Genomic DNA, 26,717 nt, shown 5'->3' with positions numbered 1-26,717 from the left:
TGGTCGTCGCTTGGCTGTGAAGCTTGATCAGCATGCCGATCTCCCGTCTCGCACCTCGTTCAAAACAGATCGTGCCATGAAAAGCGCGGATCGACGAGGGGCTATGTGATCATCCGGGACGGAACAGGTAGCATATACATCATCAATAAGTGTCGACATGTCCCCTCGTTCATTCGGTATCTGATATCCAACAATCAATGTAGAAAGATCGCGATGCGTCTTAAGTCCGCCCCGAGCGAGAAGAATGACCTTGTTTTCGATGGCTTGGCGAATTGCCTTAGTTGATAGATACAGCTCTTCTGTCGGCGATTTTATTTCGATTGGGACAGCGAAGCCATGAAGCCAGACGCAGGCGTCCCACCTTTGGTAATTCACACCAGCCCGAGAATAGTCGCTCTCGAAACCCAAAAGCCTTAAAAGGTGCGTGATCAAGGGATAGAACTGTCCCTGAATGTCTCTCCGCCGACTTTCAGCAAAAGCTTGGGCGGCACGACGCAAGGAGGAATGTCGCTCATGGAAAGAGAGAAGTTCTGCTTTTAGTGCATTGACCTCCGCTCCTTCGGCCTCCGCCTCGCTCTCTACAAATGTCGGCTCAACAAATAGGTGATCTCGGGACCCTCTACCGATATCAGTACCATCGATAACAGCCTGCACTGACCGACCTACCGGTGCTGCTTCCGGCGTCGGAAATATATCGCTGGAATCTTTAATAGACAGTGCTTGGAACGGTGAGAACAGGATCGCCTCTCCGTTCGAAATCCCCAATGTCGTCAGGGCTTCACGCCGAGCTGTTTCATCACGCTGCAGCTGGTCCGATACGGAAGCAAGGTCAAAGCCCGCACGTTCCATCATGGCAAAGTGCGCATGCCGGGAAAGCGCCCGTTTTTGAGCGAATGGGAGTTGGTCAACCTGGTCAATTCGCAGGTCTGCCATCTCTTCAAGTATTTGCGCCTTCTCCTTCCCAAGCGGAGTGAGTCGGTGGACCTCAAACGTCTTGTTGCCCTTGCGGTAAGGCTCTCTGTCCTTTCCGGTCCACCCTAGGTCACGCAGAATAGCAATGGGCCAGCGGGTGTAGTTGCGCAGTGTGGTGACCTGGATGCCTCTCTCCATTTGGAGCGCTTCCAAAGCTTGCTTAGCGCTGGCCGGACTCTCCCTTAGTTTCATTATGCTCTGAGCTATCCCCTGCATATCGGCCGGGCTCCGGTCGGACGAAGCACTTAGCGGCCCAACAATCATCTCATCGCGAGCAAGCCCGTCATTGCATGCCAGCATAGTTCGCAAAATGGTTGCGAAAGGGCGCACGTCGTGATTGCCTCGAACGTCTAGCACATGGCTCGGATACGCGATCCCTAGGACTGTTTCTCCGAGTAGTGGCCTCCACTGCCGGCCGGCGGCGACCACCTGCTCCCCCAGAAGGGTGAAGGTGTAGCTGAGGGCGGAACTGGTTGTAGACCGAAGCCATCCGAGCGACCGGAACAGCTCTGCGTACATCTTCAGCTGGTTATAAAGAGGATCTCGACTCCGGTCGGCGCGTGTTGATCGGGTGATCGCCTCGCTCCCCATATGTCCGGACGAAGTGGCAAGATTCGCCTCCACCGTTGCCCGTACAATATCGTCGAGCGTGACGACTTGACCGCGATATCTCTCGAAGGCGGCGACATAGACAGCTACGAAGTTGCTCATCGTAGAGCCCGGGTTAGGGAAGCGGAGCATTAATCGTCTCCACCTTCGTCAACCAGGTCTCGCAGAAGTTCCGCCGGAGGAATGCGAAGCGTGCGGGCCATCTTTAGGAGATTTTTTAGGCTGGGATTGCGCTCCCCACGCTCTATCCCGCCAATGTACGTACGATCTAGGCCGCAGGCGTCTGCGAAGCCCTCTTGCGAGTAGCGTCTGTCCGCACGAAGCCGCCTGATCGTAGCGCCAAACACACGGAAATCACGTGAGGGATCAGTATCTTCCATCTGGGGAGAAGGATCATCTCACTGCAAATGAGTCCACGGACTATAAGTATCACCCCGGCGACCTCAGCTGGTTGCGCAGGGGAAGAACCGAGCTGCGTGTGAAAGGCAATGCTCCTGAATACCTCGCCCGCCGATCCTCACCGGCTTACTGGCGTCGCCAGGATGGTCCTACAGCCTACATGAGCTGGGAGCAGAATGCGCCATTGATCGCTTGGCTCGAAGGTCCGCGCCGCTGTCTAGCACCGATAGAACGCCGCAATCTACTCGAGCACAGTGTGGTTCGACGCCTGTTCCATCTTGCGAACACGACCGGCGTCGAAGTGTTGAGCTGCATTCCAGAAAAACAACGCATTTTCATATGGTTGCAAGCTTTTCACCAAATCGGCGCAGTCATGAGGTCCGGAGAATATCGGCCCTGAGAGACCGCTTCCGGGGCTCTTGGCGGCAGCGCCAGTGCTCAGCCCCTCCCGCATAACCCTCGAAAACAACGAAAAAATCCGACCTCAGCCGCATCGGGAGAACGCTTTGGCGAGGGCAAGTGGCGGAGAGACAGGGATTCGAACCCTGGAGACGGTTTCCCGCCTACACGCTTTCCAGGCGTGCGCCTTCGACCACTCGGCCACCTCTCCGTGGCGCAGTGCTTACAGTTCCGCAACACTGAAGTTCAAGGGATAATTCCGCCGCGACGGCACAAATCAGTCGTCCAGGTGGACAGTCACGCGCCTGTTCTGCCGGCCTTTCTTCTCGACCCGGCCCAGGCGTACGCGCCCGATCTCGCCGGTGCGTGCCACATGGGTGCCACCGCACGGCTGCAGGTCGACCTGATCCTCACCCTCGCCGATACCCACCAGGCGAATGCGCCCGGACCCGCGCGGCGGTGCCACCGAGAGTGTCTTGACCAGCAGCGGGTTGGATTGCAGTTCGGCCTCGGTGATCCAGTCCTCGCAGACAGGCAGGTCACGGTCGATCATCGCGTTGAGTTCGGCCTCGAGACTGTCCTTGTCCTGCGGGCCATCCGGCATGTCGAAATCCAGCCGGCCCTTGGCGGCCGAGATCGATCCGCCCGTCACCGGCAGGGGGATCACCACCGAAAGCAGGTGCAGCGCGCTATGCACACGCATGTGGCCGAACCGCCGGTCCCAGTCGATCGCCTGCGCGACGCGCGCGCCCACCGGGGGCAGCGGCTGCGGTTCGGCCGGAACCAGCACGATCCCCCCGTCCGGCCCCTTTACCGTCGTGGCCACGGTCATCGCGCCACCGGGCCAGCTCAGCCGGCCGCTGTCGCCGGGCTGTCCGCCGCCCGTCGGGTAGAAGAGACTTCGATCCAGGACAACGCCGCCCTCGGCGGTATGGGCGGTGATCGTGCCCTCGGCCTCGGCCATGTACGGGTCGTCTCGAAACAGCATTTCCGTCATGTGTCGCCTCCATCGCCATCCAACTCCGACAGATCACTCTCCACGGGGCGCCGGCGCGTCAGGGCACCTTCGTCCGGCGCCGGACCGGCCGCGGATGACGCACCGTTCAGGACTTCGGGATTGCGCAGCCACACATCGCGCTGCGCGAAGGGAATCTCGATGCCCTCTTCGGCGAAACGCCGGGCGATCTGGTGGTTCATGTCGGATTTCACGTTGAGCACCCAGTTCACGTCGCGCAGGATCGCCCTGATCTCGAACTGCAGCGCATCGGCCCCGAACCCCTGGAACACCACGTAGGGTTCGGGATTGGCCAGGACCATCGGATGCGCTTCTCCGATCTCCTGCAGGATCTTCTCGACCCTTGTGGTGTCGGTCCCGTAGGCCACGCCAACGGGCACGATGACGCGTCCCACCGTGTTGCCGCGGGTATAGTTGGTCACCGTCCCGCTGATCAGATCGGCATTGGGAACGATCACGTCGGTGCGGTCGAATGTCTCGATCCGGGTCGAGCGCACCGAGATCGAGCGAACGTAGCCATGCTGCCCGCCCACCTCGATCCAGTCACCTTCGGAAATGGGGCGCTCGATAAGCAGGATGATGCCAGAGACGAAGTTGCTGACGATGTTCTGAAGGCCGAAGCCGATTCCGACGGAAAGCGCACCGGCAACGATGGCCAGCGAACTCAGGTCGATCCCCGCGCTCGTGATCGCGATCAGCGCGGCGAGGAATATCCCCACATACCCAACCCCCGAGACGATGGCATTGCGCCCGCCCGTATCCAGCCGCGTCTTGGGCAGGACCGTGTTGGCAAGGGTGCCCTGCAGCAGGCGGGTGAGCACGTAGCCCAGCGTGAAGACCACCGCCAGGGTCAGGAATATCGTTGGAGACAGGCGCAGCCCGCCGATCGTGACCCCCTTGATGAAGGTCGACCAGAGTTCGGTCAGGTCCGCCACCCGCGCCCCCCAGATCAGCGCGAAGACCGGCAGCGAGACAAGCACCAGAACGAACCCGGCAAGAACCGGCACAAGATCGTCGGCGGCCCCGTCACTATCGCCCGTCGCCAGCGAATAGATCTTTCCGACGATCCGCTGCATTACAAGAAGCGCGGCCAGCATCAGAAGCGACAGGAGCGATGGCAGCATCAACGCCTGCGCGGCCTTGACATACCCAACCGCGGCCAGAAGCGGCGCCACCACCGCCAGAAGCACCAGAACCCGCGACATCAAGCGGGTCAGGCGGTTCCGGTAGGTCTCGTGAAGCTCGTCGGAGCCGGCCACGGTGCGGCTGTGCAGCGCAACCAGGTTTGCCAGTCGCAACAACAACAACCCGGCCACCACCATGACGGGAAAGATGATGACGTTCTGGGCCTCCGGCGGCCACCCGGCGAATTCCGAAACGTCCCGCAGCAGGTAGAAGAGGGCGATCACCAGTGCCAGTGCGCCACCGCACAGCCGTCCCGACCGGCGATGACCCTGATCGAGGTCAAGCGGTGGATTCTGCTGCTCCAGCCGTGGAAAACATCGCAGCGTCAGCCACCGTGCGACGAGAAAGATCAGCACCGCGGGATGCAGCGCCGACAGGAACTGATCGCCCCGCAGACCGACAAGACCGGTGGTGTAGAACGCCTCGATCGCCGCGCGCAGCCCCAGATAGGGCACCGCGATCTCGCCCAGCGAGATCACAAGCGTGATGATCCAGCGGGCCGAACTTTCATTGTCACCCAGAAGCGCGCCCACCAGACGCTCGACCCAGTACCGTCCGCGCAGCATCAGGACCAGGCCAAGCACCAGCAATACCACCGCGAGCGGCATGTTCTGGCGCAGTTTATCCTGCTGCGATGGCGTTTCCAGCGCCTTGATGACCTCGCTGCGGATTGACCGGAACGTCTGTGCCGGTGCGTTCAGCGCTGTCGACCAGTGCGCCGGATTGAGGGGCGACGGCCCCAGCTCTGTCAGCTCCTCGGTCTGGCGTTCGCGGATGATACGGTCAATTCCCTTTATCAGACCGTCGGCCTGACTGTAGGCCGCCTCGGCCCTTTTCACGGGGGCGCGCAGTTCGCCGAGCCGCTCGTTGAGCTGCGCGCGCTGCTTGGAGATGTCCGGGGCTTCGGTGCCTTCCTCGGGGGGGGCGCCAAGCGCCTCGAGCTGCGCCTCCACGGTCTCGATCGCGTTGGTGTTGGCGTCTTGCGCTCCAAGGAATCTCTCGCGCCAGTCCACCAGCTGATTGCGCAGTTCCTCAAGTGCGGGAGTGGAGGCGCGGGCGGCCTCGATCGCTTCCGTTGCCCTGTCGGCCGTCAGGTCCCATGTTTCGTAGTTCGGCCCCTCCGGCGGCTGCTGGGCATGGGCCGCATCCGGGGTGATCACGTCCGGAAGGGCCGTTGCCGCGGTCAGGGCCAGCAGCACACACAGCAGCAGGGTCCGGACGGTGCCCTTCATTCCGCGAAGACCCCGGGAATGGATCGCGGCGCCCGATCAAGCCATGGAGGCGCCGGCAGACCCTTCTCGCGCAGGAACTCGGGGTTGAAGAGCTTCGACTGGTAGCGGTTGCCGTAGTCGCACAGCACCGTCACGATGGTATGGCCCGGCCCCATCTCGCGGGCCATTTTCATCGCGCCGGCCACGTTGATACCGCTTGAGCCGCCCATGCACAGCCCCTCTTGCTCCAGAAGGTCGTAGACCACCGGCAGCGCCTCCTCGTCGGGAACCTGGTAGAGCATGTCCGGGCTGAACCCTTCGAGATTCGCGGTGATACGGCCCTGCCCGATCCCTTCGGTGATCGAACCGCCCTCGGCCGCGGCGGCGCCGTCACGATACAGCGTGAACATCCCCGATCCCATCGGATCCGCCAGCGCCACCTTGACACCACGGGGCTGCAATGCCTCGGCGACCCCGGCGATGGTTCCGCCCGATCCTATGGCGCAGATGAAACCGTCGACCTGGCCGGCGGTCTGCTCCCAGATTTCTGGACCGGTGGTTTCGACATGGGCACGTCGATTGGCGACGTTATCGAACTGGTTGGCCCAGATCGCACCGCCCGGGCTGGTGCGGGCCAGCTCTTCGGCCAGACGCCCGGAATACCGCACGTAGTTGTTCGGGTTCTTGTAGGGGGCCGCGGGAACCTGCACGAGGTCCGCACCGCAAAGGCGCAGCATGTCCTTCTTTTCCTCGCTCTGGGTTTCGGGGATCACGATCACCGTCCGGAACCCCATCGACGCGCCCACCAACGCCAGACCGATACCCGTGTTGCCTGCCGTCCCCTCGACGATGGTGCCGCCATGCGCAAGATCACCGCGTTCGATCGCATCGCGGATGATGTACAGGGCCGCACGATCCTTGACCGATTGTCCGGGGTTGAGAAACTCCGCCTTTCCCAGAATGGTGCAGCCGGTCTCCTCGCTCGCCCGGCGAAGCCGGATCAGGGGAGTGTTGCCGACAGCGTCGGCCAGATCCTTCGCGATACGCATCGGGCTGTCTCCGTGATGATTTTCCCGTTCGTATCTATGCCCGCGCGCGCCCGAACTCAAGCGGATGCACGCAGCCGTGCACGTTCCCGCGCAAGCCAAAGAAGAGACACGATCAACGGTCCGTTATCCGCCTCCCCCGTTTCCAGCAGGGCGATCGCCGCGTCAAAGGACAGCAGATGACACCGGATGTCCTCGTTTTCGCCGTCCAGACCGCCCGACAATCCGGCAGCACCGTCTTCCAGGTCGCAAATGCCTATGAAACAGTGAAAATATTCGGTCGAACACCCCGGCGAGGCGTAATGACCGCCGATCCGTTCCAGGCGATTCAGCGTCAGGCCCGCCTCCTCCCGGCACTCGCGCCGCGCGGCCTCGGCCGGGGTTTCACCGGGGTCGACCCGGCCCGCGACAGGCTCCAGCATCCAGGGCAGCGGATCGTCGCGCCCGAAAGGCCCCATGCGAAACTGCTCGACCATGAGCACCCGGTCGCGCTGCGGATCATACGGAAGCACGATCGCCGCGTCCGTGGCCATGAAGACCTCGCGCCTTACAAGAGGGCTCTGCCCGCCGCCCAACAGGGGGTGATGAAGCTCGTAGGCCCGGGTGGTGAAGAAACCGATATGGGCGACCTCCTCGTGCTTCAGCGACACCGCCGAAGCCGGGATCGTGCTGCGGATTCCGGCCGGGGCGGGATCGTTGCGGGCATTCAGCCGCGCCGCCGCGCGTGACCGTATCATCGGCATCGCCCGGCCAAGGGCCTCCGCATCCAGCAGACCCAGATACTTCATCGCCTCCCGCGCGGCACTGCGGCTCAGCGGGGCCCATTCCGCCCGCCAGCCGTCCAGATCCCATGCCTTGTCCCCCGGCACCTCCTGGTCCGCGGGCGGAAAATAGCATTCTGCGCGGAAATCGCCATCATGCCCACGGACCCGCACCTCCCGCCGTGTGTGCCCGAAGGCCCCCTCGTAGAAATCAAGCCGTGCCACGGCGTCGACGTCCAAGCCGCACAGGCAAATGCCCGGCGCGCCCTGCCCCGGCGCCTCGACGATTGTCGGATAGGACGCGTCTGCCACGCAACGCACGGCGTGGCCGGGCAATTCACACGCCTTGGTCGGCACCTCGCCGCGTCCCAGCACGATGTCGCGCAGCCCGGTGTCAAGCAGCGTTCCGAAAAGGAAAATGTCCCGCAACCGCCCTAACCCCACCGCCGCATGGCACCATTGGAAATCAGACCCGAGGCAATGGCCCCCCCGACCAGCAGTGCGATCAGCGGCGCGTTCAGCATCACCTGCATGTACCCCAGGGCGATTTCGAACATTCCCTGAAGGGCCTCGAACGGGTCCTTGTAGCGCCGCTCCAACGACCGGCTCAGCATTTCATACAGGGAATGAAGGAGCAGCGCCCAGAACAGCATCGCCCCGAGGCCGGTCAAACCGATACTGATCGCGTCCGTCAGCCCGCCGCCACGCAGCCGCCGGCCCACGATGAACCACCCGCAAACCACACCGATGGTCAGGTTCACGTAGTTGAACCACCCGAAATCGGTGCCTTCCTGCATCAGGGGCCGGAACATTTCCGAAGCGACCCACGCAAGCCCGCCGAAGCAGACCGCCGCAAGAAGACGGCCGGCAGTGGGCATTCGGTCAATGGCGCGCATCGGATCAGCGGGGCCTCGCGATGGTTATCTGCGTCACGTCGCAGTTTCCCCCCTCGAACGCCCCCGCGCAAGAGGTGAGATAGAAATTCCACATCCTCCGGAACCGGTCATCAAAACCGAGGTTCGCCACCTGGTCCCAGCGGGCATTGAAGCTGTCGTGCCAGCGCCTGAGGGTCTGGCTGTAGCTTTTGCCGAACTCGACCGAGCGCGCCACCCTGAGCCCCGCACGCTCGACCTCGGTCACCAGTGCCGACGGGCTGGGCAGCATACCGCCGGGAAAGATGTATTTCTGAATGAAGTCCACGCCCTTCCGGTAGGTATCCCAGCGGCTGTCTTCCACGGTGATGACCTGAAGGGTCGCCTGACCGCCGGGGCGCAACCGCTCGCGTAGGGTGTCGAAATAGACCGGCCAGTAGCGTTCTCCCACAGCCTCGAACATCTCGATGCTGGCGATTCCGTCATATACACCGCGCTCATCGCGGTAATCCTGCAGCTTGAAGCTCACCCGGTCGGCCAGGCCCGCCTTCCGGATCCGGGCCTGCGCGTAATCGAATTGTTCCCGGCTGATTGTCAGGCCCGTCACCAAGAGGCCCCTTTCCCCGGCGGCATATTCCGCGAAACCGCCCCATCCGCAACCGATTTCCAGAACGTGATCGCCCGGCTTCACGCCCATCTGGTCCACCATCGAGGCGTATTTGGCCAGTTGCGCCTTCTCCAGGCTCTCCTGCCCGGTTTCGAACAGGGCGCTGGAATAGGTCATCGTGTCATCCAGCCACAGCTTGTAGAACTCGTTGCCCAGATCGTAATGGTAGCTGATGTTCTTTCTGGCCTGCGCCTTGGTGTTGCGCTGGAACCAGAAACGGATCTTCTCGTAGAGTTGCACGAGCGTCTGGCCCGGATAGCTGTTGTACATCTCGTCATTGCCGGTGTTGACGAGATCCATGAAGGCCTGAAGATCGGGGCTCGACCACCAGCCCTCGATATAGGCGTCGCAGAACCCTAGATAACCTTCCCGGACCATCCGTGCGAAAACATCGCCGTTATGCACCACGATCTCGGCTACCGGGCCGGGGTGGGGGCCGTCGCTGCGGAACACCCGGCCATCGGGCAGGCGGATGTCCAGCCGGCCATGCCTGAGGGTCCTGGCGGCGGCAAAGCACGGGGCGAAGTATCGCGGCAGCCCGCTCTGCCCGGTCGTCTCGGTCAGGATCATTGCGTCATTTCCTCATTCTCGTGGCCGTTCATGGGCCTTCCGATCATTCTGCACATCCTCAGAAATTCCGCGCCTCGTAGGCGTTCAACGCCCGTGCGCGCCCCTCTTTCACCCCCACCACCGGAGACGGGTAGGACGCGTCCGGTGACAGGCTCCAACTGCGGGGCACCGCCTCGAAATAGCTCAGGGCAGTCCTCGGAGGATCGCGCTGCCCCTCGGCGATCCAGCGTCGCACATAGGTGCCGTCAGGGTCGAACCTGTCGGCCTGCGTTTCCGGATTGAAGACCCGGAAATACGGCGTGGCATCCGGCCCCGACCCGGCGGACCACTGCCAGCCCATCGCGTTGGAGGCCGGATCCCAGTCCGTCAAGCACTCCTCGAACCAGCGCATCCCGATCTTCCAATGTGTCATCAGGTGCTTGGTCAGGTAACTTGCCACGATCATGCGGCCGCGGTTGTGCATCCTGCCGGTCACGTACATCTCGCGCATTGCCGCGTCCACCAGGGGGATGCCGGTGCGCCCCTGTTTCCAGGCGATGACCTCGGCGCGGTCGGAGTCGGTCCGCCATGGGAAGGCATCCCACGCTTCGCGCCAGTTGTCCGACACGATCCGCGGGGTGTGGTAGAGAAGGTGATAGGCGAACTCGCGCCACACCAGTTCCTTGAGCCACTTTTCAGCCCCTCCGGCGCCCTCGGCGCGGGCACGCAGCCCTGCGTGCCAGCACTGGCGCGGTGATATCTCGCCAAGGCTCAGGTGCTCGGACATGCCCGAGGTGCCGTCCTCTGCCGGGATGTCCCTGTTGGTGCCGTAGTGTTCGACCGGCCCCGAGAGGAACCAGCCCAGCCGTGCCTGCGCCGCCTGCTCGCCGACCCGCTGCCAGGGCGCGCACACGGCCGCGCCGCGGTCCATCCCCGCCCCCGTGGACCAGCTTTCCAGGGTCTCGCTCTCGGGCCAGGTGGCGGGTACCCGCAACCGGTCAGGCGCCGGCCGGGGCGGCGTCACGTCACGGTCCTTCACCGCCTTCCACATCGGCGAATAGACCTTGTAATAGCCGCCGGTTCCCGTCTGCACCTCCCAGGGTTCGAAAAGCAGATGCCCGGCATGGCTGTGAGCCGCGACCCCGTCCTCCCGCAGCGCCGCCTTGACGCGGCTGTCGCGCGCGATGGTATCCGGATCGTAAAAACGCGACCAGTGGACCGACTGCGCCCCGGTTTCGTTGACCAGCCCGCGCAGCACCTCCAGCGCCTCGCCACTGCGCAGGATCAGCCTGCTGCCCCGCGCTTCCAGCGCCCGCGCCAGTTCCTCAAGCGCAAGGCCCAGACGCCATTTCGGCGCCGCGCCCAGCCGATCCGCCAGGCCATCACGGATCGCGACGGCGATTACCGGCCCGCCATCGGCACAGGCCGCCAGGAGCGCCGGATTGTCGCTCAGGCGCAGGTCGCGGCGTAACCACAGGAGAGAGGGAGCATCAGTCATCTGCACATCCGTCTTTGCAACGGTTTACGCAGGGCGGGCCGGGACGGATCAAAGAACCGTCTCTAGTGCGGCCATCAACCGGTCCACCTCTTCGCGTGTCGTGTAATGCACGAAACTCATCCTCAGAACGCCGCGTTCGGGGGCCACGCCCATGGATTGCAGCGGACGGACGGCATAGAAGTCCCCGCCACCCGCCATGATCCCGTGTGGCGCCAGCGCCGCGGCCACCTCCTCTCCGGGGCGGTTCAGGGCCACCGCCACGGTGGGCACCCGCTTCTCGGCCATCCTTGGCCCCAGAAGACGCAGATCATGGCGCGCCGCCAGCATATCCAGAAGCGGTTGCAAAAGGCTGCGCTCATGGGCCTGCATGAGTTCGCGTACAGCACGGTTGCGCGCGCAGGCCCCTTCTGCCGCGATCCCGTGATGCGCCGCCAGCGAGTCGATATAATCGGCGATGCCCGCACAGGCCGCCACCTGCGCGTGATCCGGCCCTGCCGGCGTGAACCGCTTGTAGGGCACATCCGCGTTGAATGCATGGCCCTGGTTGGGCAGCGTGCCGGCCAGTTCCCGGCGGATCACCATCACGCCCTGGTGGGGTCCATAGGTCTTGTAGGTCGAGAAAAGGTAGATATCCGGCCCCAGCAGCCCCACCCCCGGCAGGCCGTGCGGCGCGTAGCTGACCCCGTCAACGCAGACAAAGGCACCGGCGGCATGGGCGGCGGCCGTGATCTCGACCACCGGATTGACCTCGCCCACCACGTTCGAGCAATGCGGAAAACACACCAGCCGCACCTTGTCATCCAGCAGACGCTCAAGATCCGCCAGCGAAAGATGCCCGGTATCGGGGTCAAGACGCCACTCGCGAATCTCGATCCCGTCGTTCGCAAGCCGCCGCCAGGGGCCGGAATTGGCCTCGTGATCCTGATCGGTCACGATGATGGCTTCGCCCGGTTTCATCCACTGCCGGAATGCCTGCGCCAGGACATAGGTGTTCTGCGTGGTCGACGGCCCGAAACTGACCTCGTCGGTAGCCACGCCCAGCAACCCGGACAGCCTCCGGCGGGCTTCGTCCATCTCCTCGCCGGCCAGTCGGCTGGCCTCGAAAGGGCCGTAGGGCTGCACCTTGCGGCTGCGGTAGAACCGCTCCAGCCGCGCGATAACCGGCGCGCAGGCATAGGATCCACCGGCATTCTCGAAGAACGCCTGCCCCTGAAGGGACGGCTCGGAAAAGGCGGGAAATTGTCCGCGCACATAGGTCAGATCAAGGGTCATGGCGGTTACCAAAGCGCCGATTGCGCCTGCCGTCAAGCAGCCATGGCCAAGGCCCGGCGCTGCTCGGCACCGGGCACGGAACCCGGCACGAAAAAAGGCCCCGGCGTGCGTGCCGGGGCCCTTCCAACCGATTTGACTTCTGCCGTCAGGCGTTGCGCTTCTCGGACGCAAGTCCTTTCAGGATCGCAAAGCAGATCAGCAACAGGATGATCGTGAACGGCAGGCCGGTGGAGATCACCATCGCCTGCAACGCCCCGAGTCCGCCGCCGACCAGCAGCGCGATGGCCACCAGGCCCTCGAAGGTGCACCAGAAGACACGCTGCGAAACCGGCGCGTCAACCTTGCCGCCCGCGGTGATCGTGTCGATCACCAGAGACCCGGAGTCCGAGGAGGTGACAAAGAACACGATCACGAGGATGATCCCGATGGTCGAGGTGATCGCCGCCAGCGGCAGGCTTTCCAGCATCGCGAAAAGCGACAGCGGCGGGTTGTAGGTGTCGATCACCTGTGCCTTGACCGCGCTTGTGGCCGGATCGTTGATGACCTGCTCGATCGCCGCACCACCAAAGACCGCCATCCAGAAGATGCAGACGATCGAGGGGATGATCAGCACGCAGGTGACGAATTCACGCACCGACCGGCCACGGCTCACACGGGCGATGAACATGCCCACGAAGGGTGACCAGCTGATCCACCAAGCCCAGTAGAAGGCCGTCCAGCCCTGCATGTAGCCGGTGTCCTCGCGTCCGAACGGATTGCTGAGGGGCAGCACGTTCTTGGCATAATCCCCCAGGCCCACGAAGAAGTTGGTGAAGATCGCCGCCGCGCCCGCGGTGAACAGAACGAACACCAGCAGCAGGAGCGCGATGACCATGTTGATCTCCGACAGCACCTTGACGCCGCCGTCGAGGCCCCGCAGGACCGAGATCAGTGCCACCGCCGTGATCGCCAGAATCAGGATCACCTGCACGGTCACGTTGTTCGGAATGCCATAGACGTATTCGAGACCCGCATTGGCCTGCTGCGCCCCGAAACCCAGCGAGGTCGCCAGACCGAACAGCGTCGCGAAAACCGCCAGCGTGTCGATGATGTGCCCGGTCCAGCCCCAGACCTTGTCACCGAAGAGCGGGTAGAAGGCGGACCGGATGGTCAGCGGCAGGCCCTTGTTGTAGGTGAACAGCGCCAGCGCCAGAGCCACCACGGCGTAGATCGCCCAGGGGTGAAGCGCCCAGTGATACGATGTCGCGGCCAGCGCCATCCGGCGTGCCGGCTCGATATTCGCCTCGATCAGGTTGCCGTCCTCACCGAAGGGCCGCACGACGCCCAGAGGCTCGTCGCCCCACGGTGTACCGAAGTAGTAGACCGGCTCCAGAACGCCGAAGAACATCAGGCCGATGCCCATGCCCGCGGCAAAGAGCATCGCGAACCAGCCCGCATATCCGTAATCCGGCGTCGCGTCCGTACCGCCCAGCCGGACCGAGCCATAGGGGCTCACGATCAGGAACAGGCAGAAGATCACGAACAGGTTCGCCGAAAGCAGGAAGAACCAGTCGAAGGTGCTGGTCAGCGCCGGACGCAGCCAGCCAAAGAAATCACCCGCCTGTTGCGGCGCCGCCAGCGCGTAGGCGACGAAGGCGATGATGACGATCCCCGAAATGACGAAGACCGGATTGTGGATGTCGAGGCCGAAAGGCCCGATTTTCGTTTGAATGTTGTCCTGACCGACCTCGTAGTCGGTCTGGATGATATCCGACGACCCTTCCGGCGCCGGGATACCCTGATTTGTCGATTCATCGGCCATGATGGCCTCCCTTTCTTAGCTGTCCGGGCCGCTTTTCGTGTCCTCTTCCGGTGGGGCGTTCCACCTGGCGCATTCGGGACATCTCGTTGGTGCGGCGGCCGTCGCTCCCTGACAAATGACCGCACGCCGCGGGTGAGCGCCCGGTCAGGTTCATTATCGCAAGAGAAGGTATCACCCTGTCCGCTCTCTCGGATCAGGACCGTAACAACGCTGCGCGCATGGTTGCAAGCCAATGCGTCATTTTTGGGCGCTAAAGCGACAAGAAAGGGCGAGGGGCAACATTTTCACTCTGCGTGCCGCGGCGGCCGGCCGCGGCGGCGACCCGGGCGACAAAATGATTCCGCCCCGCCGGACAAGCCGGCGGGGCGGTCGGAAACGGGCGGACCTCGTCGATCCCGATCAGTTCTTCTCAAGCGGAAGAGCCACGAATCGCGGCTCGCCGCCCCGCCTCACCAACAGCAGGATGGATTTGCGCCCGGCCTCTCGTGCATCAGCGGCACGCGCCTCCAGATCCGAGATCGCCGTGATCTTCTGCTGGCCGGCTTCGGTGATCACGTCACCGGCCCGCATGCCCTTCTCATAGGCTTCCGACACCGGATCGACATCCTGCACGACAAGCCCGGTCGCGTCGGGCCGCAGTTCCAGTTGCTCGCGCAGCGTATCATCCAGCGCGCTCAGGGTCAGGCCCATGAAGCTGCCCTCTTCCGGGGTCGGATCGCCATCCGGGCCGGCCTGCGCTGCCGGAACCGCGCCTTCCGCCTCCTCGCGGCGGCCAAGCGTCACCTTCAGGGTCTTGGTGCCGCCGTCGCGGAACACCACGACGCGCACCGTCTTTCCGACGGCGGCGTTGCCCACCTGCCGGACAAGGCCGCGGGTATCCTCGACCTCACGGCCATCGAAGGACAGGATGACGTCACCCGCCTTCATTCCGGCCTCGGCCGCGGGGCCCGTGGGCACATCAGTCACAAGCGCGCCGCGCACCTCCTCCAGGCCGATCGCTTCGGCCACGTCCTCGGTCACGTCCTGGATGCGCACGCCGAGCCATCCCCGGCGCGTCTCACCGAATTCCTGCAGCTGGTCGACCACCCGGGTCACCACGTTCGACGCCATCGAGAAGCCGATCCCGATGGACCCGCCGCTGGGGCTGAGGATCGCGGTATTCACACCCACGACCTCACCATCCATGTTGAACAGCGGCCCGCCCGAGTTGCCGCGGTTGATCGCCGCATCGGTCTGGATGTAATCGTCATAGGTGCCGCTCAGGGCGCGGTTGCGGGCAGAAACGATCCCGGCGCTGACGGAAAACCCCTGCCCCAGCGGATTGCCCATGGCGATCACCCAGTCACCGACACGCGCGGTGTCACTGTCGGCGAAGCTGACGAACGGAAGGGCCTTTTCGGCCTCGACCTTGAGCAGCGCCACATCGGTCTTGGGATCGGTGCCGATCACCTCGGCCACGAGCTCCTCGCCACTGAAGAATTCGACGATGATCTCGTCCGCCTTCTCGATGACATGATTGTTGGTCACGACATAGCCGTCCTCGGAGATCACGAAGCCCGACCCAAGCGCCGACGTGCGCCTCGGTCGCGGCTCCCCGTCCTGGCGGTCGCGGAACTGACGGAACAGATCCTCCAGCGGCGATCCTTCGGGCACGATCGGCGCCATGCGGTCATCCCGCGCCACCACGGTCGAAGTGGTGATGTTGACCACTGCCGGGCTGACCTTGTCGGCCAGATCGGCAAAACTTTCGGGCCGGGCCTGCGCAGCCAGCGTCATCGCCAGCATCAAGGACAGCGTCACTGCTGTCAGCCACAAGGCGCGCAGGGCGGCCACGGGTTGAAATCCATGTGTTGCGGTTTGGGTGCTCACTCCCGGTCTCCTTGCTTTTCCAATCCTGCATTCGGGTATCGCGGCCTCGGGATCAAAGGCAATCCGGGCGTGCCGCGCCCCGTCTCGTCCTCAATGTAGGTAGGCCGCGCGCGATCGCAAAGAACACAAGGCGCCATCACACCCCTGTGAGCGGAGCACCGCCCACCCCTGGGAAGGCGCCATACCCTGACATCACGCGCCCAGTGTCTTGCCCAGCCAGACAAGAACCACGCCAAGTGCCAGTGACACCAGCCCGATCATGCGCCGGGTTTCTTCCGGCAGCGTGCTCAACGCCACCAGCATCCGTTCCACGAGCGAAGGGGCCAGCGCATAGACCAGCCCCTCCACTACCAGAACAAGCCCGAGGGCAAGCAATCCGGTCTCGATCAATTGGTCGCGTCCTCTTGCGTGTCGGTATCGGGTACCACGCCACCTTCTTCCTCAAGCCGCCGGCGCTCGGATTCCGGCAGATCTGGCGAGATCTCGCTTTCCGGGGCCATCTCCCGCAGCTTGTCGATATCGACCTCCTCAAGCTCGATTTCTCCAAGCCCGTCGGCGCGCACGGAATCAAACATCTGTCCCAGAAAGCCGCTCTTTGGCGAGAACACGATCGTAGAATTCTCCTTGTTCATGGACCTCTCCAGAGCACTCAGAGACCTGTAAAAGGCAAAGAACTCCGGGTTGCTGCCAAAGGCTTCGGCATAGATCCGGTTGCGTTCCGCATCGGCTTCACCCCGGGTGATCTCGGCTTCCCGCTCGGCATTCGAGACAGTCTCCACAACGGTCCTGTCGGCCGCCGCACGAACCCGTTGCGCGGCCTCGTTACCACGGGCAATCTCGTCCGCGGCCTCACGCTCGCGTTCGGCACGCATCCTTGCATACGTCGCGTCCAGGTTCTGCCGCGGCAGGTTGGTCTGCTTGAGCCGCACGTCGACGATCTCAAGGCCCAGCCCCGAAGCACTGGTACGCGCCTGCTGCAGAATCCGTTCCGCCAGTTCGCGCCGTTCGGTCGACAGAATGGTATCCGACGTCACCCTGTCGGAACCGAGCACCTCGCGGATCTGGGCGTTGAGGACCGAGGAAAGCCGATCCTCGGCCGCACCGACACCACCGATGCCGACCGCCTGCCGGAACTGCACGACGTCTGCGATCCGGTAGCGGGTGAAGGCATCGACCACAAGCCGGCGGTCATCCGACGGCGTGACCTCGATCGCGTCGGTGTCCAGCGACAGAATGCGCCCGTCGTAACGGACAACTTCCTGGATCAGCGGGATCTTGAAGCCAAGGCCCGGCTCCTCGACCACCTGCTTGATCTGGCCGAATTGCAGGACAAGCGCCTTCTGGCGTTCGTCCACGATATAGATGGCGGACAGGATGCCGATAACGGCGACCGCGACGATTGGCAGTAATAGGGCGGATATACGCATCAGTTCGACTCCCCGTTGCCCGATTGACCCGAGCGGCGCAATTCATTCAGCGGAAGGTACGGCAACACGCCCTCACCCGCGGCTCCGGTGGATTCGTCCAGCAGGATCTTGTCCAGATCCCCGAGTGTCCGCTCCACCGTCTCGAGATAGAGCCGGCGCTGGGTCACTTCGGGCGCCTGGTTGAATTCCTGCGCCACGGCCAGGAAGCGGCTGGCTTCACCGATGGCTTCGTTGACCACGCGGGCACGATACCCTTCGGCCTGTTCGAGAACCTGCGCAGCTTCGCCGCGTGCCTCGGCCAGAACACGGTTGGCATAGGCATCGGCCTGCCGTTGCAACCTGTCGCGTTCCTGTTCGGCCGCCTGCACCTCGCGGAACGAGTCGATCACCTCGCCCGGCGGATCGGCAGTATCGAGGTTGACCCGGACGATCGAGATCCCGCTTTCGTATTCATCCAGGGTCCGCTGGATGTTTTCGCGGGCGGTGTCGGCGATGATCCCGCGGTCACGGTTGAGGATCGGGGCCAGGTTCGTGGCCGCGATGATCTCGCGCATCACCGCCTCCGACACCGCCTGAACCGTGAGCTGCGGATCGCGGATGTTGAACAGCAGCTTGGAGGGATCGTTGATGTTCCACACCACCTGGAAGTCTATGTCCACGATGTTTGCATCGGTGGTCAGCATCAGCCCGTCACCCCCGACACTGCCGCGGCCGCCGCCGATGTTTTCCGTTCTTTCGGACGTGACGTTGACCACCTCGGCGGTCACCAGCGGCCAGGGCGCGAAATTCAGGCCCGGCGTGCCGGTGGAATAATACTTGCCAAGGAACAGTTCGACGGATTGTTCCTCGGGTTTCACGGTGTAGAAGCTGGCAAATGCCCAGAGGCCGACAGCCACCAGCGCCCCAAGGCCGATCGTGCCCCGTGTCATGCGCGGCCCGCCGCCTCCCGGACCGGACCCGCCATTACCGCCGCCACCGCCGCGGCCGCCCATCAGCACCCTGAGCTGATCCTGGCCTTTTTTCACCAGTTCGTCGATCTCGGGGATCTGTCCGCCTTCGGGGGGGCGTCGCCCGTCCCCGCCGCCGCGGTTGCCGTCACGGCCGCCTTCGCCGCCGCGTCCGCCGCCCGAATTTCCGCCGCCGCCCCATGGGCCGCCAGAATGTCCAGCCATCTGTCATATTCCCTTTTTGTCAGCCGCCCCCGCGGGACGCCATCCTGAAGTGTTACCTGTAGGCACGCCGCCGGATTTCAACCCGTGCGAACCGGCGCCGACATGGTCACGATTTCCTCCGACATGGTCGGGTGCACCGCAACGGTGTGGTCGAAATCCTCCTTGGTTGCGCCCATCTTCACGGCAATCCCCGCGAGTTGTATCATCTCCCCGGCACCCGGCGCGACGATGTGACAACCCAGAACCTTGCGCGTTTCCCGACTGACGATCAGTTTCATCAGCACCCTGTCATCCCGCCCGGCGAAGCTCTGCTGCATGGGCTTGAAGGATGCGGCGTATACCTCGACCGGTTCCTGATCGCGCGCTTCCTCTTCGCTCAGGCCCACCGTGCCCATCTCGGGTTGGGTGAAGATGGCCGTGGGAATCAGCGCATGATCCACGGGTGTCGGATTGCCCTTGATTACCGTTTCGACGAAGGCCATGCCCTCGCGGATCGCCACCGGCGTCAGGTTGACGCGGTCGGTCACGTCCCCGATCGCGTAGATCGACGGCACCGTGCTCTGGCTGTAATCGTCCACTACGATCTCACCGTTGCGGCCCAGCTCGACACCCGCCGCCTCCAGGCCCATGCCGGCAGTGTTCGGCACCCGCCCGGTCGCGAACATGACAGCGCCGAAAACCTTTTCCTCGCCATGTGTCGGCGTGACCCGCACACCGCCCTCCGCCCTCGCCATCCCGAGGACATTGGTACCAAGGTGCAGATCCACGCCCGAGCGTATCATTTCGTCGGCCACAAGCCCGCGCGCTTCGCCGTCGAAACCGCGCAGGATCTGCGCGCCACGGTAATACTGTGTCACCTGAACGCCCAGCCCGTTGAGAATGCAGGCGAATTCACAGGCGATATAGCCACCGCCCACGATCAGGATCGACCGGGGAAGCGCGTCCAGCTTGAAAATATCGTCGCTCACGATTCCCAGTTCGGCGCCCGGTATGTCAGGGCGCACCGGGTGCCCGCCGGCCGCCACGAGAACGTGGCGCGCACTGAGCCTCTCGCCCGTGCTCAATTCGATCGTATGCGCGTCCGCCAGCGTGGCCCGCGCATCGAAGGTGGTCACGTTGTTGCCCGAAAGGATCCCGCGATAAACGCCTTCCAGACGATCCAGTTCCGCCTCCAGCTTGCCGTGAAACGCCGACCAGTCGAAGCCGCCGGCATGCACGGTCCAGCCGTAGGCCTGCGCGTCGGCCATCGCACCGGGATACTCGCTGGCAAAGACCATCAGCTTTTTGGGCACGCAACCGCGGATCACGCAGGTGCCGCCGTAGCGGCTCTCCTCGGCCAGCGCCACCCGCGCCCCGGCCTGCGCGGCCACCCGCGCCGCGCGCACACCACCGGACCCGCCACCGATGACGAAGAGGTCGTAATCGAAACTCATGCACTGTCTCCTTTTGTGTCACCCGGTCCGCGGGTCCGCGCTGCGGCGGCGTTGTCCGGCAGGTCCGGACGTGCCGCAAGCACGGCATCACGCAGCGCCACGGTATTGTCGCGTCCCATCGCGCGGATCGAGAACGGCGCCAGGCGATCACGCCGGTCGCCCGGGCGGCGGTAGGCGATCAGCCCCGCCCGGCCCTCCGGATCCAGCCTTGCCCACCGGATCTGATCCCAGGGAATGGACTTGGTATGGGTGATGTACTGCATGTCCACTTGCGCCTCGGAGATCCGCGCCATCACCGAACGCCGCACGAGGGTCAACGTCAGGAAAACGGCCCAGGCGGCAAAGAACACCCCAAGCCCCGCGATCCAAGGCCCCCCGTCGCGCAGCCCGTCGCGGATGTTCCACGCCGCCAGCCCCGCAAGCAGCAGCGCGAAAAGCGCGATGCGGTTGCTTTCCTTGCCCGGCCGGTGCAGCTCCATGCTCAATCGGTCAGATCCCTGAACAGGTTGTCATCCTCTACGAATTCCAGGCGGTCGGTCTCGACAGTGCCCTCGTTGATGTCACGCAGTTCGACCCGGCCATCGCCATAACCGATCACCACCACGTCGCAGATATCCACGAAAAGACCGTTTTCAACGACCCCCGGCATCTGGTTGAGCACCATCGAAAGCTGTCGCGCGTTGCCGATCCGGCCCAGGTGCAGATCGAGGATGTAATTTCCCTCGTCGGTTATGTAGGGTCGGTCGCCGTTCATCCTGAGCGACGTATCGCGACCCAGGACATCGACGCTCACCAGCATCTCCTCGACCAGCGCCTTGGTGGTTTGCCATCCGAACGGAACCACCTCCACCGGCAGCGGGAAGGCGCCCAGGTGCTCCACCTCCTTGCCGGCATCGGTGATCACGATCATCTGGTCGCTCGCCGTGGCCACGATCTTCTCCTGCAGGAGGGCGCCGCCACCGCCCTTGATCAGGTTGAGATTGCCATCGAACTCGTCGGCGCCGTCGATCGTCAGGTCCAGCCACCGCGCCTCGTCGAGACTGACGACCTCGATTCCGACATCCCGCGCCAGCGCCGCGGTGCGCGACGAGGTCGGCACACCGGTCACACGCAGACCGTCCTCGCGCACCAGTTCGCCAAGGCAGCGCACCATCCACGCCGCCGTGGACCCGGTGCCGAGACCCACGCGCATCCCGTCCTCCACGTAATCAACCGCCCGCTTGGCGGCGACGAACTTGGCCTTGTCGATCGGCGACAACTCTCCGGACATGATCCGCGACTCCCTGATCCTCGTGCGCGGTTATAGGCAAGTTGCGTCCCGGGCGCGAGGGGGAATTCCCGCTCTTTCCAGCGCCGCGCCGGAGTATGGTGCGACCGCGCCGGTCGGTCCGCGCTGCACCACCGCAGGCATCGGCGAGTGGTACAGATGACGCGAACCGGGCGGGACCGCGTCGCTTCCGGGCGCGTGCACCGCCCGCATCATGTGCAGCATCGGGTAATGACACAGCCCTACCGCCTGCACTACGCGCCCGACAACGCCTCCCTCGTGGTGCGCCTGGCCCTCGAATCGCTGGGCCTGCCCTACGAGACGGCGCTCGTGGACCGCGCCGCCCGGGCACAGAAATCGCCCACGTACCTAGCTCTCAATCCCGGTGGTCTGATCCCGGTTCTCGAAACGCCCGACGGCCCCATATTCGAGACTGCGGCCATCCTTCTGTGGCTGGCGGACCGTCACGCGGCGTTGGCCCCCGCCCCGGACAGCCCGGATCGCGCGGGCTTTCTCAAATGGCTGTTCTTCGCCGCCAACACGCTCCATCCGGCGCTGCGGATCACCTTCTACCCGGATCAGTATATCGGCCCCGACACGGACGCCCAGGACCGGCTGCGCACGCACATGCAGGCCGAGGCGGCGGTACTTGTGGACCGCGTCGAGGCGCTGGCAGCCAAAGCACCCCCCTGGCTCGGGGATGAAAACACCACGGTGCTGGATTTCTACATCGCCTGCCTGCTGCGGTGGGCGGCCCTTTATCCGAAAGGGCAGTCGGGGTGCCTCACGCTCCGGGGGCGCCCCGCACTACTGGCACTGGTCACACGGCTTGAGGCGTCACCGGCCGTGCGCGCCGCCGCCCTCGCCGAGGGGCTGGGCGCCGCCCCCTTCAGCGCCCCGCAGCCGCCGGCACCGCCCGAAGGGTCGGCGACATGAGCCCGCCAACCGCCCCGGGGCGAAGCGCCCCGGAAGGGGCGATGAGCCGCCCGCGCAGCGACTCCGCGGGCCCGGTTGCGGCTGAGCGGCCTTGAAGGGTCGCTTTCGGACAAGTAGGGGCGCGGCACTGCGGAGATAAGGCCACAAAGGGAGCGCGCGCATGTTTCTGTCCGTCTTCGACATGTTCAAGGTCGGCATCGGCCCGTCCTCGTCCCACACGATGGGGCCAATGGTGGCCGCCGCACGATTCCTCGAAACATTGCGCAACGCGCCCTTCACACCCGCGGGGCTGCGCGGCTCGCTGCATGGCAGTCTTGCCTTCACGGGGATCGGCCATGCCAGCGACAGGGCCACGATCCTCGGGCTCGCCGGCTTCCGCCCCGAGGATTACGATGCGGCGAAGGCCGAAACGGTGCTGGAGCAGATCCGCGAGACCCACACCGTGCGCCCGCCGGGCCTGCCCGAACTTTCGTTCCACCCCAAGGAGGATCTGGTCTTCGATTTCGGCCCCAACCTGCCCGGCCACGCCAATGGCATGATCCTGATGGCAACGGATGGGCAGGGCGACGTGATCCTGCAGGAAACCTATTATTCGGTCGGCGGCGGTTTCGTCCTGACCGAGGACGAACTGGCCCGCGGCAAGGACAGCGAAGAGGGACCGCCGGTCCCCTACCCGTTCAAGTCGGCCGCCGAGATGCTGGAGATGGCCGAGACATCGGGCAAGTCGATCGCCCGGATGAAACGCGACAACGAGGTTTCGCGCAGCGGCGTCGACACCCTGCGCACCGGCGTGGCCCGGATCTGGCAGGTGATGGACGATTGCATCACCCGCGGCATGCAGACCGACGGTATCCTGCCTGGCGGGCTGAACGTCAAACGGCGCGCCAAGGGCATCCATGACGCGCTGCTGGCCGAGCGTGGCACCAACCTCAACGCGCCGCACAAGATCAACGACTGGATGAGCGTCTACGCCATGGCGGTGAACGAGGAAAACGCTGCCGGCGGGCAGGTCGTGACCGCGCCCACCAACGGTGCGGCGGGGGTCGTGCCCGCGGTGATCAGGTACTGGCTCGATCACGTCCCCGGCGCCACCGAAGACCGGATCGAGGAATTCCTGCTCACCGCCGCGGCGATCGGCGGGCTGGTAAAGTACAACGCCTCCATTTCCGGGGCCGAGGCCGGGTGCCAGGCCGAGGTGGGCAGCGCCAGTGCCATGGGGGCCGCCGGGCTGGCTGCGGTGCTGGGCGGCACGCCCGCCCAGATCGAGAACGCCGCCGAGATCGCGCTGGAACATCACCTCGGCATGACCTGCGACCCGGCCGCGGGGCTGGTCCAGGTGCCCTGCATCGAACGCAACGGGCTGGGCGCCATCAAGGCGGTTTCCGCGGCCTCGCTTGCGCTCAGGGGCGACGGCACGCATCTCGTGCCACTCGACGCCTGCATCGAGACGATGCGCCAGACCGGCGAGGACATGAGCGAGAAATACAAGGAAACCTCTCTGGGCGGGCTCGCCGTCAACATCCCCAACTGCTGACCACCCCGGATGGCAGGGCCGCGGCTGTTGCGATCCCCGCGAACGCCCGGCCAGCGCGCCGGCGCGGGCAGCGCCGGATCTTTCTTCAACGCCCCCCGTGCGATCCGGCGGGACTGTTCGGGAAACCACCGTGCCACAGCCCCGGATTTCCTGCGCCCGCCCTCTTTCGGTCCGGGGCCGGCCCGGCTAGTGTCCACCCGCAGCAAATTCCCGGAGTGCCATGACGCGTTACGAATACAAGGTGATCCCCGCACCGTCCAAGGGCCGGAAAGCTCCGGGCGTCAAGGGGGCGGAAGCGCGTTTCGCGCATTCCATTCAAGAGGTTATGAATGACATGGCGGCCGGAGGCTGGCACTACCAGCGTGCCGATATCCTGCCCAGCACCGAGCGTGTGGGCTTGACCTCTTCGCAGACCGTCTATCGCAGCGTGCTTGTCTTTTTCCGCCCGCACCAGCCCGATGACGCCACCACAGCGCCAACCGACAACACGGAACCCGAAGACCGGCAGGAAGACGGCAACCCGCTGGCACATAACGATGAAATTGAATTCGGAGATGACGCGGACACCCCCGGCGAACACGGTCCGGAGAGTCATCAAACACCGCCCCGCGGCCCCTGATCAGGCGTCGATCTCCAATGCAAGGGCATGAATTCGCCCGATAAGTTCGGGGCCGAGGGCGGCATGTACGGCGCGGTGCCTCTGCAACCTGCTCATGGCCGAAAGCTCCGGCGCGCGCAAGCGCAGCCGGAAATGTGACTCACCTCCACTCTGATATCCGGCATGACCACGATGCGCTTCACTTTCATCAATGACTTCAATATGTTCAACCGAGAACATCGCCTCCAGAGCTTCGCGGATTTCTGCTGCCCGGCTCATATTTTCCCGTTCCCCCCTTCAATTCACCGCCGAGTAGCTTAAACTCTGTTCTCCGACTCGAAAAGGTGCGCGATGTCAAAGTCTGATCCCTTCGGTTTCGATATGTCCGTTTCCTCAGCCAAGAAACGGAACCCGCGCGGCCGCCGCGGGATGTCAGGTGCGTCTGAAACCTCCACCCGCGTTTGTGAAAAGGAGGGGTGCAACCGCGCCGGAAAGTACCGGGCGCCCAAGGCGCCGGACGTTCTCGACGATTATTACTGGTTCTGCCAGGAGCATGTGCGCGAGTACAATCTGAAATGGAACTTCTTCGACGGCACCACCGAGGCGGAGATGAACGCGCAAATGTCCAAGGACAAGGTGTGGGAGCGGGAAACAAAACGTCTGGGTGATCCCGAACAACGCGCGTGGGCACGCCTTGGCATCGAGGATCCCCACCAGGTTCTGGGCGTCAATGCGACCCGCAATCCCGGCAAGACTGTCACCGGCACCCGGAAGTTGCCCCCGGCCGAGCGCCAGGCGATCGAGATCCTCGAGGCCGGGGATACCTGGGCCAAGGCGGAGATCCGCAAGGCCTACAAGGCGCTGATCAAGGTCCTGCACCCGGACATGAACGGCGGAGACAGAAGCCAGGAAGAGCAGTTGCAAAAAGTGGTCTGGGCCTGGGACCAGATCAAGGAAAGCCGTTATTTCAAGTAATCGGGCGGGCCGCCTCCGCGATGGAATGCACGGGGGGCTGCACAAGACCGTCAGGCCGGCCTGAACTCCAGACTGACCCCGTTGATACAGTGCCGTTTGCCCGTGGGCTCCGGCCCGTCATCGAAGATGTGGCCCATGTGGCTGCCGCAGCGTCTGCAATGAACCTCGGTCCGGGTGATGAACCATGACCGGTCCGGACGGGTCGCCACGGACCCGGGCAGCGCCTTATAGAAACTCGGCCAGCCGGTGCCGCTGTCAAACTTGTGTTTCGAGGAATAAAGCGCGAGATCACAGCCACGGCAGTGATAGGTGCCCGTGGTCTTCTTGTCATGCAGCGGAGAGCTGAAGGCCGGTTCCGTTCCGTTCTCGCGCATCACCTCGAATTCGATGTCCGAAAGCCTCTCGCGCCATTCGGCCGTCGTTCGGGTCACCTCGAAGGCCCCGCCGTTTTCGGGCTCGGGGTTCATGGCCACCGCAACACCGGGCAATGCAGCGGAAGCCGCCATGCCGGCGCCTAGAAAGAAGCGTCTCTTGATGGATGTCATCGGATCCTCCTTTGCTGGTTGAGATGTGGTGCCGGGGCCGGCCGCGCAAGCCGCCGGCCCCACAACTTTGCGTGACCTGAGCTTACATCGGCGGCAGGATCACGCGGTCGACCACGTGGATAACGCCGTTGGACTGCTCGACATCCGCGATCGTGACGTTGATGGTCCGGCCGCGCTCATCCTCCAGCATGATGTCGTCCCCGTCATACGTGGCCTCGAGAGTGCAGCCGCCAAGTGTCGGCACCTCGTGCATGCCGCCATCGTCGTCGATCATGCCCTTTATAGCCATCGACATCGCGTCGGCTCCGACAACGTGACAGGTCAGGATCCGTGTCAGCTGATCCTTCGCTTCTGGTTCCAGCAGGGCCTCGACGGTGCCATCCTTCAGGCGCCCGAACGCGTCATCGGTGGGTGCAAAGACCGTGAACGGCCCCTCGCCCATAAGCGTTTCGACAAGACCCGCGGCCTTGACAGCCGCGACAAGTGTTTCGTGATCGGCCGAATTCACCGCGTTTTCGACAATGGTCTTGTCAGCATACATGGGCGCGCCACCGACCATGGGATTCTCGGCCATCGCCGACACCGCGCCAAGCGTGATGGCAGCTGTGGTAACAATCGTTCTGGTAATCATCTCGTATCTCCTTCTGTACCGTTCCGGACCCGACGCCCGGAACTCGCCAGAAGACACGCGCGGACCGGGGATCG

The 26,717-nt window shown here is 64.1% G+C and carries 25 protein-coding genes and 1 tRNA gene; 4 read left to right on the top strand and 22 right to left on the bottom strand.

The window, feature by feature from the left end; translation table 11 throughout:
* Positions 1-27 precede the first annotated feature (27 nt).
* From DQW77_RS07280 to rpiA, 19 genes are all read right to left on the bottom strand, one after another.
* Entirely contained in the window at positions 28-1,683 is a 1,656-nt protein-coding gene (locus tag DQW77_RS07280; protein WP_147094941.1) for a hypothetical protein, read from the bottom strand.
* 29 nt (positions 1,684-1,712) lie between these two features.
* Entirely contained in the window at positions 1,713-1,961 is a 249-nt protein-coding gene (locus tag DQW77_RS07275) for a helix-turn-helix domain-containing protein (RefSeq protein WP_113257522.1), read from the bottom strand.
* 539 nt (positions 1,962-2,500) lie between these two features.
* Positions 2,501-2,590 (bottom strand) — tRNA-Ser (locus DQW77_RS07270).
* A 66-nt stretch (positions 2,591-2,656) separates the two neighbouring features.
* The gene (locus DQW77_RS07265) at positions 2,657-3,376 is read right to left on the bottom strand and encodes an alanyl-tRNA editing protein (protein WP_113257521.1); all 720 of its coding nucleotides are present in this window, start codon (positions 3,374-3,376) and stop codon (positions 2,657-2,659) included.
* Positions 3,373-5,811: a DUF3772 domain-containing protein gene (locus tag DQW77_RS07260; protein ID WP_113257520.1), complete on the bottom strand. Its 2,439-nt coding sequence runs from the start codon at positions 5,809-5,811 to the stop codon at positions 3,373-3,375. The genes DQW77_RS07265 and DQW77_RS07260 overlap by 4 nt, the downstream gene beginning before the upstream one ends.
* Entirely contained in the window at positions 5,808-6,839 is a 1,032-nt protein-coding gene (locus DQW77_RS07255; protein WP_113257519.1) for a cysteine synthase A, read from the bottom strand. The genes DQW77_RS07260 and DQW77_RS07255 overlap by 4 nt, the downstream gene beginning before the upstream one ends.
* Before the next feature lie 56 nt (positions 6,840-6,895).
* The gene (locus DQW77_RS18345) at positions 6,896-8,026 is read right to left on the bottom strand and encodes an NUDIX domain-containing protein (protein WP_220124952.1); all 1,131 of its coding nucleotides are present in this window, start codon (positions 8,024-8,026) and stop codon (positions 6,896-6,898) included.
* A gap of 5 nt (positions 8,027-8,031) precedes the next feature.
* The gene (locus DQW77_RS07245; RefSeq protein WP_113257518.1) at positions 8,032-8,493 is read right to left on the bottom strand and encodes a TrgA family protein; all 462 of its coding nucleotides are present in this window, start codon (positions 8,491-8,493) and stop codon (positions 8,032-8,034) included.
* A 4-nt stretch (positions 8,494-8,497) separates the two neighbouring features.
* Positions 8,498-9,706, bottom strand: a complete 1,209-nt coding sequence (locus DQW77_RS07240) for a cyclopropane-fatty-acyl-phospholipid synthase family protein (protein ID WP_113257517.1) — start codon at positions 9,704-9,706, stop codon at positions 8,498-8,500.
* A gap of 58 nt (positions 9,707-9,764) precedes the next feature.
* Positions 9,765-11,183 (bottom strand): deoxyribodipyrimidine photo-lyase, encoded by a 1,419-nt coding sequence (locus DQW77_RS07235; RefSeq protein WP_113257516.1) that lies wholly within the window; start codon positions 11,181-11,183, stop codon positions 9,765-9,767.
* A 48-nt stretch (positions 11,184-11,231) separates the two neighbouring features.
* On the bottom strand, positions 11,232-12,455 hold the full coding sequence (locus DQW77_RS07230) for an aminotransferase class V-fold PLP-dependent enzyme (protein ID WP_113257515.1): 1,224 nt from the start codon (positions 12,453-12,455) through the stop codon (positions 11,232-11,234).
* A 145-nt stretch (positions 12,456-12,600) separates the two neighbouring features.
* Positions 12,601-14,256: a BCCT family transporter gene (locus tag DQW77_RS07225; protein ID WP_113257514.1), complete on the bottom strand. Its 1,656-nt coding sequence runs from the start codon at positions 14,254-14,256 to the stop codon at positions 12,601-12,603.
* A gap of 399 nt (positions 14,257-14,655) precedes the next feature.
* Positions 14,656-16,041, bottom strand: coding sequence for a Do family serine endopeptidase (locus DQW77_RS07220; RefSeq protein WP_113257550.1), 1,386 nt, complete (start codon positions 16,039-16,041; stop codon positions 14,656-14,658).
* A gap of 276 nt (positions 16,042-16,317) precedes the next feature.
* Positions 16,318-16,515, bottom strand: coding sequence for a DUF2065 domain-containing protein (locus tag DQW77_RS07215; protein ID WP_181711211.1), 198 nt, complete (start codon positions 16,513-16,515; stop codon positions 16,318-16,320).
* Positions 16,512-17,552: a protease modulator HflC gene (hflC, locus tag DQW77_RS07210; RefSeq protein WP_113257513.1), complete on the bottom strand. Its 1,041-nt coding sequence runs from the start codon at positions 17,550-17,552 to the stop codon at positions 16,512-16,514. Before hflC ends, DQW77_RS07215 begins: the two co-directional genes overlap by 4 nt.
* Entirely contained in the window at positions 17,552-18,724 is a 1,173-nt protein-coding gene (gene hflK / locus DQW77_RS07205) for an FtsH protease activity modulator HflK (protein WP_113257512.1), read from the bottom strand. Before hflK ends, hflC begins: the two co-directional genes overlap by 1 nt.
* A 77-nt stretch (positions 18,725-18,801) precedes the next feature.
* Positions 18,802-20,157, bottom strand: a complete 1,356-nt coding sequence (gor, locus tag DQW77_RS07200; protein WP_113257511.1) for a glutathione-disulfide reductase — start codon at positions 20,155-20,157, stop codon at positions 18,802-18,804.
* Positions 20,154-20,642, bottom strand: a complete 489-nt coding sequence (locus DQW77_RS07195) for a hypothetical protein (RefSeq protein ID WP_147094940.1) — start codon at positions 20,640-20,642, stop codon at positions 20,154-20,156. Before DQW77_RS07195 ends, gor begins: the two co-directional genes overlap by 4 nt.
* On the bottom strand, positions 20,639-21,427 hold the full coding sequence (gene rpiA, locus DQW77_RS07190; protein ID WP_113257509.1) for a ribose-5-phosphate isomerase RpiA: 789 nt from the start codon (positions 21,425-21,427) through the stop codon (positions 20,639-20,641). Before rpiA ends, DQW77_RS07195 begins: the two co-directional genes overlap by 4 nt.
* Positions 21,428-21,655: 228 nt before the next feature.
* Between rpiA and DQW77_RS07185 the strand changes: the two genes are divergently transcribed.
* The 3 genes from DQW77_RS07185 (at position 21,656) to DQW77_RS07175 (ending at position 24,513) form a co-directional block, all read left to right on the top strand.
* Positions 21,656-22,360, top strand: coding sequence for a glutathione S-transferase family protein (locus DQW77_RS07185; RefSeq protein ID WP_113257508.1), 705 nt, complete (start codon positions 21,656-21,658; stop codon positions 22,358-22,360).
* Between the two features lie 160 nt (positions 22,361-22,520).
* Positions 22,521-23,894, top strand: coding sequence for an L-serine ammonia-lyase (locus DQW77_RS07180; RefSeq protein WP_113257507.1), 1,374 nt, complete (start codon positions 22,521-22,523; stop codon positions 23,892-23,894).
* A 220-nt stretch (positions 23,895-24,114) separates the two neighbouring features.
* Positions 24,115-24,513, top strand: coding sequence for a DUF4177 domain-containing protein (locus tag DQW77_RS07175; RefSeq protein ID WP_113257506.1), 399 nt, complete (start codon positions 24,115-24,117; stop codon positions 24,511-24,513).
* Here DQW77_RS07175 and DQW77_RS07170 read toward each other — a convergent pair whose 3' ends face one another.
* The gene (locus DQW77_RS07170) at positions 24,514-24,771 is read right to left on the bottom strand and encodes a BolA family transcriptional regulator (protein ID WP_113257505.1); all 258 of its coding nucleotides are present in this window, start codon (positions 24,769-24,771) and stop codon (positions 24,514-24,516) included.
* 72 nt (positions 24,772-24,843) lie between these two features.
* Between DQW77_RS07170 and DQW77_RS07165 the strand changes: the two genes are divergently transcribed.
* Positions 24,844-25,467: a J domain-containing protein gene (locus tag DQW77_RS07165; protein WP_113257504.1), complete on the top strand. Its 624-nt coding sequence runs from the start codon at positions 24,844-24,846 to the stop codon at positions 25,465-25,467.
* Between the two features lie 50 nt (positions 25,468-25,517).
* On the opposite strand, the gene msrB is transcribed toward DQW77_RS07165, so the two are convergent.
* Entirely contained in the window at positions 25,518-26,003 is a 486-nt protein-coding gene (gene msrB, locus DQW77_RS07160; RefSeq protein ID WP_258523779.1) for a peptide-methionine (R)-S-oxide reductase MsrB, read from the bottom strand.
* A 91-nt stretch (positions 26,004-26,094) separates the two neighbouring features.
* A complete protein-coding gene (locus DQW77_RS07155) occupies positions 26,095-26,643 on the bottom strand; it encodes a fasciclin domain-containing protein (RefSeq protein WP_113257502.1) in 549 nt (182 codons plus the stop codon).
* Positions 26,644-26,717 lie beyond the last annotated feature (74 nt).

Origin of the sequence: Roseovarius sp. TE539, from assembly GCF_003298505.1 — a bacterium.
Taxonomy (GTDB): domain Bacteria; phylum Pseudomonadota; class Alphaproteobacteria; order Rhodobacterales; family Rhodobacteraceae; genus Roseovarius.
Note: the sequence above shows the minus strand (reverse complement) of the source record. Positions and strands in the feature narration are given on the sequence as shown.